Source organism: Streptomyces sp. NPDC030814 (genome assembly GCF_055572155.1).
Window position 1 is genome coordinate 335740 of record NZ_JBVIDX010000004.1, and the last position, 14774, is coordinate 350513.

Annotated in this window: 15 protein-coding genes; 9 read left to right on the forward strand and 6 right to left on the reverse strand. The window is 67.6% G+C overall.

Annotation, left to right across the window (positions count from 1 at the left end):
* Positions 1-327: 327 nt before the first annotated feature.
* Complete coding sequence (gene dnaA, locus ACZ43N_RS11730) at positions 328-2310, reverse strand: chromosomal replication initiator protein DnaA (protein WP_468096872.1); 1983 nt, start codon at positions 2308-2310, stop codon at positions 328-330.
* A gap of 419 nt (positions 2311-2729) precedes the next feature.
* On the opposite strand from dnaA, the gene rpmH reads away from it, so the two are divergent.
* The 9 genes from rpmH (at position 2730) to ACZ43N_RS11775 (ending at position 9679) form a co-directional block, all read left to right on the forward strand.
* Complete coding sequence (rpmH, locus tag ACZ43N_RS11735; protein WP_015659252.1) at positions 2730-2867, forward strand: 50S ribosomal protein L34; 138 nt, start codon at positions 2730-2732, stop codon at positions 2865-2867.
* 21 nt (positions 2868-2888) lie between these two features.
* Positions 2889-3260 carry a ribonuclease P protein component gene (gene rnpA, locus ACZ43N_RS11740; protein WP_079049646.1) on the forward strand — a complete coding sequence of 124 codons (372 nt, stop codon included), beginning with the start codon at positions 2889-2891 and terminating at the stop codon, positions 3258-3260.
* Positions 3257-3610 carry a membrane protein insertion efficiency factor YidD gene (gene yidD, locus ACZ43N_RS11745; protein ID WP_468096875.1) on the forward strand — a complete coding sequence of 118 codons (354 nt, stop codon included), beginning with the start codon at positions 3257-3259 and terminating at the stop codon, positions 3608-3610. The genes rnpA and yidD overlap by 4 nt, the downstream gene beginning before the upstream one ends.
* A gap of 3 nt (positions 3611-3613) precedes the next feature.
* The gene (yidC, locus tag ACZ43N_RS11750) at positions 3614-4891 is read left to right on the forward strand and encodes a membrane protein insertase YidC (RefSeq protein ID WP_468096876.1); all 1278 of its coding nucleotides are present in this window, start codon (positions 3614-3616) and stop codon (positions 4889-4891) included.
* Between the two features lie 15 nt (positions 4892-4906).
* Positions 4907-5419, forward strand: coding sequence for a Jag family protein (locus tag ACZ43N_RS11755; RefSeq protein WP_468096878.1), 513 nt, complete (start codon positions 4907-4909; stop codon positions 5417-5419).
* Positions 5420-5534: 115 nt separating this feature from the next.
* The gene (gene rsmG / locus ACZ43N_RS11760) at positions 5535-6251 is read left to right on the forward strand and encodes a 16S rRNA (guanine(527)-N(7))-methyltransferase RsmG (RefSeq protein ID WP_468096879.1); all 717 of its coding nucleotides are present in this window, start codon (positions 5535-5537) and stop codon (positions 6249-6251) included.
* A gap of 315 nt (positions 6252-6566) precedes the next feature.
* Positions 6567-7640 (forward strand): ParA family protein, encoded by a 1074-nt coding sequence (locus tag ACZ43N_RS11765; RefSeq protein ID WP_468097082.1) that lies wholly within the window; start codon positions 6567-6569, stop codon positions 7638-7640.
* Positions 7637-8737, forward strand: a complete 1101-nt coding sequence (locus tag ACZ43N_RS11770) for a ParB/RepB/Spo0J family partition protein (protein ID WP_468096880.1) — start codon at positions 7637-7639, stop codon at positions 8735-8737. The genes ACZ43N_RS11765 and ACZ43N_RS11770 overlap by 4 nt, the downstream gene beginning before the upstream one ends.
* Positions 8738-9061: 324 nt before the next feature.
* A complete protein-coding gene (locus ACZ43N_RS11775) occupies positions 9062-9679 on the forward strand; it encodes a GNAT family N-acetyltransferase (protein WP_468096881.1) in 618 nt (205 codons plus the stop codon).
* Positions 9680-9786: 107 nt separating this feature from the next.
* On the opposite strand, the gene trxA is transcribed toward ACZ43N_RS11775, so the two are convergent.
* The 5 genes from trxA to ACZ43N_RS11800 all read right to left on the reverse strand — a co-directional run bounded on the left by trxA (position 9787) and on the right by ACZ43N_RS11800 (position 14690).
* Positions 9787-10119 carry a thioredoxin gene (gene trxA / locus ACZ43N_RS11780; protein ID WP_045558506.1) on the reverse strand — a complete coding sequence of 111 codons (333 nt, stop codon included), beginning with the start codon at positions 10117-10119 and terminating at the stop codon, positions 9787-9789.
* Positions 10120-10160: 41 nt separating this feature from the next.
* Positions 10161-11132, reverse strand: coding sequence for a thioredoxin-disulfide reductase (gene trxB / locus ACZ43N_RS11785; protein ID WP_468096882.1), 972 nt, complete (start codon positions 11130-11132; stop codon positions 10161-10163).
* 166 nt (positions 11133-11298) lie between these two features.
* Positions 11299-12231 carry a hypothetical protein gene (locus ACZ43N_RS11790; protein WP_468096883.1) on the reverse strand — a complete coding sequence of 311 codons (933 nt, stop codon included), beginning with the start codon at positions 12229-12231 and terminating at the stop codon, positions 11299-11301.
* Complete coding sequence (gene sigM / locus ACZ43N_RS11795; RefSeq protein ID WP_468096885.1) at positions 12228-12941, reverse strand: RNA polymerase sigma factor SigM; 714 nt, start codon at positions 12939-12941, stop codon at positions 12228-12230. The genes ACZ43N_RS11790 and sigM overlap by 4 nt, the downstream gene beginning before the upstream one ends.
* A gap of 24 nt (positions 12942-12965) precedes the next feature.
* Entirely contained in the window at positions 12966-14690 is a 1725-nt protein-coding gene (locus ACZ43N_RS11800; RefSeq protein WP_468096886.1) for a protein kinase family protein, read from the reverse strand.
* Positions 14691-14774 lie beyond the last annotated feature (84 nt).

Consider the following 14774-nt stretch of genomic DNA (forward strand, 5'->3'; position numbering starts at 1 on the left):
CGTCCACCAATCCACAGGCTGTTGACCTGGCCTGATGATCCCTCGACGGACCGCCCTGTGGACATGATCTGCATAACTTCCCGGTCCCCAGGGTGTGGACGGGAGAAAGTCCCCGAATCTGTGGAGGACGGCCGTAACCCGGCGACTATTCGAACACCGGCTGACGACTCGGCGACGCCGGGCGCCCCGCGAAGACCCCCGGAAACGACGAAGGCGCCCTCGGGAACTCGTCCCGGGGCGCCCTCTGCGGCGTGGGTAAGGGGGCTTGTCGGCGGCGCATGACGGCGTACGACGCGCCCGTCGGCCGGTGTGCCGGCCGCCCGTGCCTCAGCCGTTCTTGATGCGGTTCGTCAGCTCGGTCACCTGGTTGTAGATGGAGCGCCGCTCGGCCATCAGCGCGCGGATCTTGCGGTCGGCGTGCATCACGGTGGTGTGGTCCCGGTTGCCGAACTGCGCGCCGATCTTGGGCAGCGACAGATCGGTCAGCTCACGGCACAGATACATGGCGATCTGCCGGGCGGTCACCAGGGCGCGCCCGCGTGAGGTGCCGCACAGGTCCTCGACCGTGAGCCCGAAGTAGTCGGCCGTGGCCGCCATGATCGCCGTCGCGGTGATCTCGGGGGACGCGTTCTCGCCGCCGGGGATCAGATCCTTCAGGACGATCTCCGTCAGGCCGAGGTCCACCGGCTGCCGGTTGAGCGACGCGAACGCCGTCACCCGGATCAGCGCGCCCTCCAGCTCGCGGATGTTGCGCGAGATACGGGAGGCGATGAACTCCAGCACCTCCGGCGGGGCGTTCAGCTGCTCCTGCACCGCCTTCTTGCGGAGGATCGCGATACGCGTCTCCAGCTCCGGCGGCTGGACGTCGGTGATCAGACCCCACTCGAAGCGGTTCCGCAGCCGGTCCTCCAGGGTCACCAGCTGCTTGGGCGGCCGGTCGCTGGAGAGCACGATCTGCTTGTTCGCGTTGTGGAGCGTGTTGAAGGTGTGGAAGAACTCCTCCTGCGTCGACTCCTTGTCCGCCAGGAACTGGATGTCGTCGACGAGCAGGATGTCCATCTCGCGGTAGCGCTTGCGGAAGCTGTCGCCCTTGCCGTCGCGGATGGAGTTGATGAACTCGTTGGTGAACTCCTCCGAGCTCACGTACCGCACCCGTGTGCCCGGGTAGAGGCTGCGCGCGTAGTGCCCGATCGCGTGCAGCAGGTGCGTCTTGCCGAGCCCCGACTCGCCATAGATGAAGAGGGGGTTGTACGCCTTCGCCGGCGCCTCGGCGACGGCCACCGCGGCGGCGTGCGCGAAGCGGTTCGAGGCACCGATGACGAACGTGTCGAAGAGGTACTTGGGGTTCAGGCGGGCCGTGGGCTCGCCCGGACCGGTCGCCGGCGCGGGCTGCGCGGCCAGCGGACCCGGGGCACCGCCGCCCGGACCGCCCCGGCGCACACCGGGGCCCCCGGGCGACGGCTCGGGAAGCTCACGCCGGTCCGGCCGCTGGTCGTAGTCGCCGCCCGGCCGGTCGTAGTCGTTACGGGACTGGTCGTAGTCGGCGCGCGGCGAGTCGTACTCCGGGCGCTGGTCGTACGGCGGCCGCTCCATCGACTGCGGACGGTAGTCCGACGACGGCGAGGCGTACGGGTCCCGCTCCGGAAAGCCGAGTCGCTGCTGCTGCCAGCCGTAGTCGTCCTGCGACGGCCGGGGCCAGGCGCCCGGCTCGGGGCGCTGGTACTCCGAGGGGTAGGCGGGGCGTGCGGTGGGGAGCTGGTCCGCGCGGCCGGCGGGCAGCTGCTCCGTGCGGGGCGGCGGCAGCTGGTCGCCCACCCCACCGTTGCCCCGGTCGTCGGCGCGGTGGCGGCCGTAACCCTCATACGGGTCGCGGCCCTGGCTCTCGTAGGAGTTCTGGTTGTCGTACGGACCGCGCGCGTCCCGCCCGCCGTCGTATGTGTCCCTGCTGTCGTAGCCGTCGCGGCTCTGGGACGGGCCCGAGGGGAGTTCGGGCTCCTCGAAGCGGGACTGGACCGGCGGCGTCGGCGTCTCGCCGACGGAGCTGTCGACGGTGATCGCGATTCGGATCGGGCGGCCGCATTCCCGGCTCAGGGTCTCACTGACGATCGGCGCGAGCCGGCCTTCGAGTACGCCCTTCGCGAACTCGTTGGGAACGGCGAGCAGAGCGGTGTCCGCGACCAGCGCGAGTGGCTGGCAGCGTCTGATCCAGCGCTCGTCCTTGACCTCGACCCCCTGGCCGCGGCCCTCACCCAGGAGTTGTTCCAGTACTCGTGGCCACACTGCGGCAAGATCGGCAGGTACGTCAGCCACAGGGCACGCTCTCTCACGGGTCCCACGAACGTGTGGTTCAGGGACGGGGGTCGGGACGGAACTCGGGTGGTGCGCTCGGGACCAGGTCTGGTGGGCGGGTCGGTCACCCAGCAGCCGGGGAAAGGGAACGAATCGAAGTTCCGTCACGGTAGTCACGGCGGCCGGTACGGTTCAAGTTGTTGTCCCCAGCCTGTGGATAGTGTCTCTCCGTGACCTCTGGTTTGACCGGACGGCGCAGCCGCGCGTACCGTAACCAGGTCGAGTTGTCGATGGCTGCTGCCGCCTGCCTCCGATGGGCACAGATCGCGTCAGGTGATCGGAAAGCGGTGCACTCGGGCGTTAATACGAGCTACTCGTGGGCGCACGGTGACAGCCAGGACGGCACCCCGCAACTACCGATTTATTTCTGGAGCCCCCGAGTGAGCAAGCGCACCTTCCAGCCGAACAACCGTCGTCGCGCGAAGACCCACGGCTTCCGTCTGCGGATGCGTACCCGTGCCGGTCGCGCGATTCTCGCGAACCGTCGTGCCAAGGGTCGCGCGAGCCTGTCCGCCTGATCCCGGTCAGGTCATGCCGTCGTGCTGCCCACCGAGAACCGGCTGAGGCGGCGCGAGGACTTCGCGACCGCGGTACGACGAGGGCGTCGGGCCGGACGCCCGCTCCTCGTCGTTCACCTACGTAGCGGTTCCATGGACCCGCACGCGCCTGGGGAGAGCGCTCCCCCGACGCGTGCGGGTTTCGTCGTGAGCAAGGCCGTCGGCGGTTCGGTCGTCCGCAACAAGGTGAAGCGCAGGCTTCGCCATCTCATGCGCGATCGAGTCGCCCAGTTTCCCCCCGGTAGCCTGGTAGTCGTACGAGCGCTGCCCGGTGCGGGCGACGCCGACCACGTACAACTGGCCCAAGACCTGGATGCCGCCATACGACGGCTGCTGGGAGGGGGCGCACGATGAAGTACCCGCTGCTGGCACTGATCAAGCTGTACCAGTGGACGATCAGTCCGCTGCTCGGGCCGGTGTGCAAGTACTACCCGTCGTGCTCCCACTACGGCTACACAGCCATCGACCGCCACGGTGCGATCAAGGGCACAGCCCTCACGGCCTGGCGCATCCTGCGGTGCAACCCGTGGTCGCTCGGCGGTGTGGATCATGTCCCGCCGCGCAAGCGTCCGCGGTGGCACGAGATGGTGCGTGGTGCGTGGCGCGCACGCAAGGGCGGGTCCTCCGCCGCCGAACCGGCCACCGAGGGGCACGTTCCTTCGAGCCCGGCCGCCGAGAGCCCGTCCCATGCCCAAGGAGCATGATTAGTGGACACGATTGCCAGTCTCTTCAGCTTCATCACGACACCCGTCTCCTGGGTCATCGTCCAGTTCCACACGGTGTACGGCGCCCTCTTCGGCGATGACACCGGGTGGGCCTGGGGCCTGTCCATCGTGTCCCTGGTGATCCTGATCCGGATCTGCCTGATCCCGCTCTTCGTGAAGCAGATCAAGGCGACCCGGGCCATGCAGACGCTCCAGCCCGAGATGAAGAAGATCCAGGAGCGCTACAAGAACGACAAGCAGCGTCAGTCCGAAGAGATGATGAAGCTGTACAAGGAGACGGGCACCAACCCGCTCTCCTCGTGCCTTCCCATCCTGGCGCAGTCGCCGTTCTTCTTCGCCCTGTACCACGTGCTCAACAGCATCGCGAACAACGACACCATCGGTGTCATCAACGAGAGCCTGCTGCAGAGCGCGCAGAAGGCGCACATCTTCGGCGCCCCGCTGGCCGCGACCTTCACGGACAGCGCGGCGGAAGCGTCGGCGCTCGACGCCTCGATCACCACGGTCCGCATCGTGACCGCGATCATGATCGTCCTGATGTCGCTGTCGCAGTTCTACACGCAGCGTCAGCTGATGACGAAGAACGTCGACACCACGGTGAAGACGCCGTTCATGCAGCAGCAGAAGATGCTGATGTACATCTTCCCGATCATGTTCGCCGTCTTCGGCATCAACTTCCCGGTCGGTGTCCTCGTCTACTGGCTGACCACCAACGTGTGGACCATGGGCCAGCAGATGTACGTCATCCACAACAACCCGACCCCGGGTTCCAAGGCCCAGGCCGCGTACCTGGAGCGTCTCGTCAAGCACGTCACGCGCCACGGCAAGACCCGCAACCGGCGTGAGCGCGCCATCGTCAAGGCGATCGTCGTCAAGGGCCGTGACCGCAACGAGTACGAGCGGAAGTTCATCAACGGTCTGAGCAAGGAGGGCCTCGCGGCCCAGGCCGACGGAACCGTGATCAAGGCCGAGGCCTCGGCCGTCGCCACAGCCGAGGACGGTACGTCGACTCCTGCCCGGCGGCAGCAGCCCAAGCGTCAGACCAAGGCCCAGCGTCAGTCCGGTGTTGTGAAGACCACCGACGACGCCGAACAGAAGAGCGCGCCCACCTCGCTCACCAAGTCCGACGAGCCCGAGGACGCCGAGCCCGCGGCTCCAGCCAAGAAGGCGGCGCCCAAGCCCGGAACCGGCGGCCGCAGCAAGGCACAGTCCGGTCAGCGCAAGGGTCAGCAGCGCCCCAAGTCCCCGTCCAAGAAGTAAGAAGGAGCCCATCCCGTGACGGAAGGCACCACCTCCGCCGCCTCCGAGGGTGGAGACACCCTCACCCGCCTGGAGCAGGAGGGTGAGATCGCGGCGGACTACCTGGAAGGTCTGCTGGACATCGCCGATCTCGACGGCGACATCGACATGGACGTCGAGGCCGACCGTGCCTCTGTCTCGATCATCAGCGACAGCGGCAGCCGTGATCTGCAGAAGCTCGTCGGCCGGGAAGGCGAGGTGCTCGAAGCGCTCCAGGAGCTCACCCGCCTGGCCGTGCACCGCGAGACCGGTGACCGTAGCCGCCTGATGCTCGACATCGCCGGCTACCGAGCCAAGAAGCGGGCCGAGCTCTCCGAGCTGGGCGCCAAGGCCGCGGCCGAGGCGAAGAGCACCGGCGAGCCGGTCAAGCTGAAGCCGATGACGCCCTTCGAGCGCAAGGTCGTGCACGACGCGGTCAAGACCGCGGGCCTGCGCAGCGAGTCCGAGGGCGAGGAGCCGCAGCGCTTCGTCGTCGTGCTGCCCGTCTGATTCGGTACGTACGTTTCTCCGGCCCCGTCTGCCCGCAGGCGGGGCCGTACTTTGTCAGCCTGTTGTTCTGGTGTCAGCGCCCAGTGCGCTCTTGCGGTACGGAAGGACGGTCCCCGTGACGGAGGCAGCGGAGCTTCCCCCTGCGCCCGAGCAGGCGCGCGACGTATTCGGTGATCGCTACGCGGACGCGGTCCGGTACGCCGAACTGCTGGCGGAAGCGGGAGTGCAGCGGGGGCTCATCGGCCCACGGGAAGTGCCTCGCCTGTGGGAGAGGCACCTGCTGAACTGCGCGGTGCTCTCGGAGGTCGTGCCCGAGGGAGTGACGGTCTGCGACGTCGGCTCCGGTGCAGGACTGCCCGGCATCCCGCTGGCGCTCGTCCGGGACGACCTGAAGATCACGTTGTTGGAACCGCTGCTGCGGCGCACGAACTTCCTGACCGAGGTCGTGGAGCTGCTGGGCCTCGACCATGTCACGGTGGTACGGGGCCGTGCCGAAGAGGTCCTCGGCACGCTGCATCCGGTCCATGTGGTGACAGCACGGGCCGTGGCACCACTGGACCGACTGGCCACCTGGGGCATCCCGCTCCTGCGTCCGTACGGAGAGATGCTGGCACTCAAGGGTGACACCGCTGAGGAGGAGCTGAAGAGTGCGGCCACAGCACTGAGCAAGCTCGGCGCAGTGGAGACCTCGATCCTTCATGTCGGGGAGGGCGTCGTGGATCCGTTGTCCACGGTCGTCCGCGTGGAAGTCGGCGAAAGCCCGGGCGGCGTGCGCTTCGCGGCGAAGCGAGCGAAGGCTGCCCGGACGGGGCGCGTGCGTCGGCGTCGTTGAGGGCAGCGCTTCACCTGATCACTGACGTCGTTGACCTGAACGTTGACTGATCCGCCCTGACGGTGAGGCATACTCCACACAAGCCCCCAAACCTGCGCATCCCGGAGTGTCGCGCGGTGGTGGCCTGAGTGGCTAGGCATCGTGTTTCACGTGAAACGTCGCTCACTGCTACACGGCATCATCGGCCGTGGCCGCGCCGCGGCCGAACCGCGCGACCGGAAGCCTCTCGGGTCACTCAGAGAGGTAGCGGAGGTTTCCACAGAGGTGGATTTCTCCACAGAACCCCAGGCCTCACTGGTTCGCGACCCCGAAGACATGGGAGGCTCTGTTCATTGCGAGCCTGAAGTCGAGGAGAGTGAATCCGTGCGGTCCGACGCCAACATCGCGGGACCGATGACCGATCCGGTCCCCGGTCCCCGTACCGAATCGATGGGGGAGGATGTTTCACGTGAAACACCGCCCCCGATGGACGACACTCCCATCGGTCGTGCTGCCCAACTGGCGGTAGAGGCTCTGGGCCGCGCCGGGGAGGGGCTGCCCCGGCCTGAGCAGACCCGAGTCATGGTGGTCGCCAACCAGAAGGGCGGCGTGGGCAAGACCACGACGACGGTCAACCTCGCCGCTTCGCTGGCTCTGCATGGCGCCCGTGTCCTGGTGATCGACCTGGACCCCCAGGGCAATGCGTCCACCGCACTGGGGATCGACCACCATGCCGAGGTGCCGTCCATCTACGACGTGCTGGTCGAGAGCAGGCCGCTGGCGGAGATCGTCCAGCCTGTTCCTGATGTCGAGGGGCTCTTCTGTGCTCCCGCCACGATCGATCTCGCCGGTGCGGAGATCGAGCTGGTGTCCCTGGTCGCCCGGGAGAGCCGGCTCCAGCGAGCGATTCAGGCGTACGAGCAGCCGCTGGACTACATCCTGATCGACTGCCCCCCCTCGCTCGGCCTGCTGACGGTCAACGCATTGGTCGCCGGCCAGGAAGTCCTCATCCCGATCCAGTGCGAGTACTACGCGCTGGAAGGCCTCGGACAGCTGCTCCGCAATGTTGACCTGGTGCGGGGACATCTCAACCCCGCGCTTCATGTGTCGACCATCCTGCTCACCATGTACGACGGCCGGACGCGCCTTGCCTCCCAGGTCGCCGACGAGGTGCGCAACCACTTCGGCGACGAGGTGCTGCGGACGAGCATTCCGCGCTCTGTCCGTATCTCGGAGGCACCCAGCTACGGGCAGACCGTGCTGACTTACGATCCAGGATCGAGTGGTGCCCTCTCTTACCTTGAGGCGGCACGAGAAATCGCGCTGAAGGGTGTCGGCGTGGGCTACGACCCGACGCACGCCCACATCGGCGCACAGAACAACCAGAGCATGGTGGAGGGGATCCAGTGAGCGAGCGACGGAGGGGGTTGGGTCGTGGTCTCGGCGCACTGATCCCAGCAGCCCCGACGGGGGAGAAGGCCGCACCGCCGGCCATCGGAGGACCCGCCTCCCCTCCACCGGCAGCGGTACCGGTCTTTCCCCAGGAACGTGGGGTGGCTGCCGCGAGGGTGGCTACGCTGCCCGATGTTTCACGTGAAACAGAGGAGTTGCCTCCGAACGGCGGCTTCGAGGCGCCTGCTGCCCCCATCGGGGCCCACTTTGCCGAGCTGCCCCTCGACTCCATCACGCCGAACCCGCGGCAGCCCCGTGAGGTGTTCGATGAGGACCTCCTCCAGGAGTTGGTCACCTCCATCAAGGAAGTCGGTCTTCTCCAGCCCGTCGTCGTACGGCACATGGGGCCTGCCCGCTACGAGCTCATCATGGGTGAGCGGCGCTGGCGCGCCTGCCGAGAGGCCGGCCTGGAGGCGATCCCGGCGATCGTGCGGGCCACGGACGACGAGAAGCTTCTTCTGGACGCGCTCCTGGAGAACCTTCACCGGGCTCAGCTGAACCCGCTGGAAGAGGCGGCTGCCTATGACCAGCTGCTCAGGGACTTCAACTGCACCCACGATCAGCTGGCGGACCGCATCGGCCGGTCACGCCCTCAGGTCTCCAACACCCTGCGTCTGCTGAAGCTTTCGCCGGCTGTCCAGCGTCGTGTGGCCGCCGGTGTGCTCTCCGCCGGGCATGCGCGGGCGCTGCTCTCGGTCGAGGACTCTGAGGAGCAGGACAAGCTGGCCCACCGGATCGTGGCCGAGGGGCTGTCGGTGCGAGCCGTCGAGGAGATCGTCACCCTCATGGGCTCGCGTCCCAAGACGGCCTCCCGCGCCAAGGGGCCTCGAGCCGGTACGCGTGTCTCCCCCGCGCTCAGCGATCTGGCGACCCGGCTCTCGGACCGCTTCGAGACCCGGGTGAAGGTCGACCTGGGTCAGAAGAAGGGCAAGATCACCGTCGAGTTCGCCTCGATGGAGGACCTGGAACGCATTCTGTCCTCGCTTGCCCCCGGTGAAGGGCCCGTTCTGCAGCGGAGTCTGCTGGATGACGACGGTGAGGAGAAGGAAGCCTGAATCTTCGAAGGGTGGGACGCCTTTCGGCTGGTCGACTGCCTGAGCGGGCTGTGTCCGATGTATACCGGACACAGCCCGCTCTTTGCTTGCGGGCAGTATCTAGGCCATCACATCGTCGATACGATGCGGTTGGGTATGGCGCATCCACCTTGTGGCACCTTCATGGGAGGCGGGGGCAATGCGAACCGTGAGCCGTTCCGGTCTGGTGACCGTGGGTCTGGGACTGGGCGCGGTCGGCGGCTTCGTCGGCAGCCTGCTCAGGGAGCGAAGCGCTCTGACAGCCGCTCGCGACGCTGCGGGCGAAGGAAGCGAGGAACAGCCTTCATGGGGCGTCGGCTCGTACCGCTCACGCTGGACAACCTTCAGGACCTTCCCAAGCGCTGCCGTTCGTGCGTCTTCTGGGAGTTGGACCCAGTCAGCGGTGAGGCAGCAGTAAAGGCCGGTACTCCCGCGCTGGAGAAGGAAGCCTGGATCTCCGCTGTTCTTCTGGACTGGGGATCCTGCGGGCGGGTCATCTATGTGGACGACGTCCCGGCGGGCTTCGTGCTCTACGCACCGCCGGCCTACGTGCCACGCTCCACGGCGTTCCCCACCAGCCCGGTCTCCCCGGACGCGGTTCAGTTGATGACCGCCTTCATCGTGCCGGGCTTTCAGGGACAGGGGCTCGGCCGGGTGATGGTGCAAACGGTGGCCAAGGATCTACTGAGGCGGGGCTTCAAGGCGATCGAGGCCTTCGGTGACGCACGCTGGAAGGAACCGGCCTGTGTACTGCCCGCCGATCATCTGACCGCTGTGGGCTTCAAAACGGTCCGTCCTCACCCCACGTACCCCCGGCTGCGGTTGGAGCTGAGGACGACGCTCTCCTGGAAGGAGGACGTCGAGTTGGCGCTCGACCGGCTTCTGGGAGCGGTCCAGAAGGAACCTGCGCTTCGACCGCTCTGAGAGCGATCGAAGCAGAGTGGTCGTGTGCAAGCGACGGGGCCGACCCCAGTGGGTCGGCCCCGTCATGTTTCACGTGAAACATCGTCGCTGTGCGACGGCAGCGGTACCTACTCGGCGATGAAGTCCTCAAGGTCGCGGACAATCGCGGCCTTCGGCTTGGCACCCACGATGGTCTTGGCGACCTCCCCGCCCTGGTAGACGTTCAGGGTCGGGATGGACATGACGCCGTACTTGGCTGCCGTGGCCGGGTTCTCGTCGATGTTGAGCTTGACGATCTCGATCTTGTCGCCGTACTCCTGGGCGATCGCTTCGAGGGACGGCGCGATCTGGCGGCACGGACCGCACCACGCGGCCCAGAAGTCCACCAGGACGGGCTTGTCGTTCTTCAGGACGTCCTGCTCGAAGGAGTCGTCGGTCACATTCTTCAGGGTGCCGGCCACGGCGGGCTCCTAACTGGTTGGTGCGGTGGGGCGGACGGGGGTCAGACGGTGGTCTTCTCGGGCTCGGCAGTCTGCTCGCCGTCCGCGAGGGCGGCGAGGAAGCGCTCGGCGTCGAGGGCGGCGGAGCAGCCGGTGCCGGCCGCGGTGATCGCCTGGCGGTACGTGTGGTCGACGACATCGCCGGCGCCGAAGACACCGGTGAGGTTCGTCCGGGTCGACGGGGAGGCGACCTTCAGGTAGCCCTCGTCGTCCAGGTCGAGCTGACCCTTGAAGAGTTCCGTGCGCGGGTCGTGGCCGATCGCGATGAACAGGCCCGTCACCGGCAGGTCGGACGTCTCGCCCGTCTTGAGGTTGCGCAGCTTCAATGCGGCGAGCTTCTGGTCGCCCTGGATTTCCGCGACCTCGCTGTCCCAGATGAAGGAGATCTTCGGGTCGGCGAACGCTCGCTCCTGCATCGCCTTGGAGGCGCGCAGGGTGTCCCGGCGGTGGACGACGGTCACGGACTTCGCGAACCGGGAGAGGAAGGTGGCCTCCTCCATGGCGGTGTCACCGCCACCGATCACGGCGATGTCCTGGTCCTTGAAGAAGAACCCGTCACAGGTGGCGCACCAGGAGACACCACGTCCGGAGAGAGCGTCCTCATTGGGCAGCCCGAGCTTGCGGTGCTGCGAGCCCGTGGTGACGATGACGGCCTTGGCGCGGTGCACGGTGCCCGCGGTGTCCGTGACCGTCTTGATCTCGCCGGTCAGGTCGACGGCGACGACGTCGTCCGGAACCAGCTCCGCACCGAAGCGCTCGGCCTGGGCCCTCATGTTGTCCATGAGGTCGGGGCCCATGATGCCGTCCCGGAAACCGGGGAAGTTCTCCACCTCGGTGGTGTTCATGAGAGCGCCGCCTGCGGTGACGGCTCCCTCGAACACAAGCGGCTTCAGCGACGCGCGCGCGGTGTAGAGCGCTGCCGTGTAGCCGGCGGGCCCGGAGCCGATGATGATCACGTTACGGACGTCGCTCACGGCTTGATTCCTCGTCTCTGGAGACTGCTGCGTACTGCCGGTGGGAGCTGCTCTCGGAACTCTCACCCCACCCAACGGATCCTAAGGGGCGTGCATTCCCGGTGTGTCCGGGCACACGCAGACGTGACACCGCACGGGGATGCCAGAGGTGGTGCGGCGCGCGGTCTCAGGGACGGGCGTAGGACTGCTTCAGCAGAACCTCTCCGGCGGGTGCGGAGGCCTTGCCCACGCAGGAGGCGTCGACCACGTAAGCCGTGACGTGCGAAGCGTCGTCCGGGACGGGCACCAGGACGAGATAGGCATCCGTTCCCTGATAGGTCCCGGGTTCCGACGCGATGGCTCCCGTCGCGTCGCCGATGCCCTTGGCGATACAGGGGGGCACGTCCTTTGTGAGCTTCGTGGTGGGGTTCGTGTCGGAGGCCTCCGGATCGCCGGGGGCCGTGTTGGCGCCGACCGAATCCCGGCCCGGTGCGTCCTTCGTCGTCTGCCTGCCGAGAAGGTCGTCCACCTTCCTCTGCAGCTTGACCCCGGAGAACACATCGGAGGCCGGGCTCTGGGCGCTCGGCGGGTTGTCGCCGGAGTCGCTGTCGCTCATCGACTGGACGATCAGCGCGCCGAGCCCCAGAGCGGCGGTCGCGAAGACAGCGGTGAGGAGCCTGATCCGGCGAGCGTGCCGCTTGGGCGTGGAGCGGCCGGGGCCGGTAGTCCCGTGTCCATGGCCGGCGGGACGATCCTTCGCGGTCGATGTTTCACGTGAAACATGCCTACGGTCGCCCGCGTGCGACGTCACACGAGACGGGCTGGATGCTCCGGAGGTCTCCGTGGCCCCCGGGTCGGATGCCGTGGCGTTCAGCAATGCTTCAGCAGCCAGCGCGGCGTCGATCCGTCCTGTCACGTCGTCCGGCATGCGCGAAGGGCCCGGCAGGGTGCCCAGCAAGCCGCGGATCTCCTCCAGCGAGGCGTACACCTCGGCGCATAGGGAGCACTCGTCCAGATGCTGTCGGACGTCCTCGGTGCGGGACGGCGGCAGGAGACCTTCGGTGAGGTCGGAGATCTCCTCGACGTCCGGGTGCCCGGCTGCGTCGGTCGTGGAAGTCACGCTCGCCCACCTCCGCCCTTCACAGCAGCTGAATCGCTTGGCCCTGCATCATGTGGTCCTGCTGCGGGTGGGACGGATGTCCCCTGCGTCCGGTTCCTTCCGCGCCCCGACTTTTCGCCGCCGTCACCCCCTCCGTCATTGCGCAGATGGGTCAGGAGCGGCAGGAGTCTGGCTCTGCCACGGGCGCAGCGGCTCTTCACTGTGCCGGTCGGGACATCAAGGATGCGTGCGGCCTCCGCCACCGGATAGCCCTGCATGTCCACGAGGACGAGGGCCGCCCTCTGGTCCTGCGGCAGTGTGCCCAGGGCTTCCACGAGCTGACGGTGCACGTCGTTGCGCTCGGCGGGCGCGGATGCCGACTCGTGCGGCTCCAGCAACTGCTCCAGGCGCTCGGTGTCGTCGACCGGGGCGGTCTTGCGGGAGGCGGCCTTGCGGGCGCGGTCCAGGCAGGCGTTCACCGTGATGCGGTGCAGCCAGGTCGTGACGGCCGACTGGCCCCGAAAGGTGTGCGCGGCCCGATAGGCGGAGACCAGCGCGTCCTGGACGGCGTCAGCGGCCTCCTCACGGTCTCCCAGGGTCCGCAGCGCCACCGCCCACAGCCGGTCCCGGTGGCGCCGCACGAGTTCCGCGAAGGCATCGGGGTCACCCTCGACATGCTGGGCCAGGAGATCCTGATCGCTCGTTCCGCTGTGATCAGCACCTGGCGCCATCGGGCCCCCTTCCTCGAAGAACTCTCAGCCCATGAACTTCACGTCGGTGATCGCCTGCTTGTAGCCGGCTCCACTGAACTGGTCGGGCCCCGAACTGGGCACGGCGGTGAGCCAGACCAGAACGTACCGGGTCTTCACCGGCTTCTTGGCGGAGATCTTCAAGTTGGTCCCGCTGGTCGTGCTCGAGGCGATCTTCGTCATCGAGTCGAGGGGGGCGGACGACGAGAGGGAGTCGGCCGCGTAGAGCGTGGCCGAGGTGTGGTCCCCGACGTAGTACAGCCCTATTGAGGCCGCCGACACCTCCTGGGCGGAGCCCAGGTCATAGACGATGCCGACACCTTGCTTGTAGGGCGCGAGTGTGGGTCCGTCATTGAAGGAGTACGTCCGCCAGTACGTGGAACTGCTCTTGTCGTAGGTCAGCTTCACGTCGTTCGCGTGCTGCGGCTTACCGTCCGGGTAGTACTCCACGGCGTCGCTGATGCTGAGCCTCGTGGGCGGCTTGGCGGGTTTGTCGCCCTTGTCGTTGTCCGTCGTCTGGCCCGTGTCCGTGTCGTCGGACTGGTCACCGCGGCTCATCAGTGCGTCTGCCAGCTGCCAGCTGCCCAGGCCGAGTGCCGCGATCAACAGCGCCGACACAGCCCACTTGAGGACCTTGCCGGTACGGCTCTGCAGGGGCGGCGGAGGAGCCGGAATGGGCTGCGTGACGCCCGGGTGGGGCGCCTGACGGCCGTACGTACCCTGCTGGTACGTCGTGCGCTGGTAGTCGGGCGGCGCGGTGAACGCCGACTCCGGCGGGCGGATGCGAGGCATCTCGCCGATCGCCTTCACCAACTCCTCCGGGGTCGTGCACGGAGACTCGTGGCGCGAGGCGGTGGCGCCGTCATTGGCGAGCGCGCGCATGGCGAGCTCCGACAGTCCTCGGTGGACGCCCGCCCGCACCTGGTCGGGAGCGATGAGCCCGACGTCCTTGGGGAGACCGGAGAGGCCGTGCGCGTCGTTCTCGTACGGCCAGCGCTGGGTGAGCGACGCGTAGAGCAGCGCGCCGATCGCTTCCGTGTCCGCGCGCTGGGGGGTGTCGGAGCCGATGCCACGCAACGCCGCGTTCACCGCGAGGCCGCGGATGCGCCATTGGCCCGCCGCGGAGCGCAGGACGGCACTGGGGTTGAGCCGGAGGTGGGACAGGCCCTCGCGGTGCGCGGCGGCCATGGCGTGCGAGACCTGGCTGACCATCTGGTACGCGTCATGCGGTTCCAGTGGACCGGAGGCGAGGAGCGTCGTCAGTTCCGTGGCGTCGGGAAGCCACTCGTGCACCACGTAGACGAGGTCGTTCTCCTCCACGGCGTCCAGCACCTGGACGAAGCGGGGGTCACCCAGCAGCGCCGAGGAACGCGCCGCCGCCAAAACGGCACGGGCGCGTGCGTGGTCGGCCGGAAGGACATGGACTCCGACCGCACGACGCAGTTTCTCGTCCACGGCACGCCAACTGCTGAAACCGTCCAGACGGGTGACGCACTCTTCGAGGCGGTAGCGCCTGGCGAGCTTGTGACCGCTGTGCAGTTCGGGCGGCGTCGTCTTGGAAGGGCTCTCGGTGCCGCCGCTTCCGTGTGCCTCTTTGCTCGCTGAGCTTTCCGTGTCCCGCTCCCGGTTCTGGGCCTCCCCGTCGGCCGTGGACTGGTCCGCCTGCGCGGTCAGCGGCTCGTCGCCACTGTTGTCTGCCACGTCGACGGCAGCCGTGCTCCGTTCCGCCACCGTCGTTCCTGCCTCCCCATCCGTTGCGCGCTCTACGACGCCAAAGCCAATTGTGCCCACAGTCCGCCGCTATGAGCGACACAC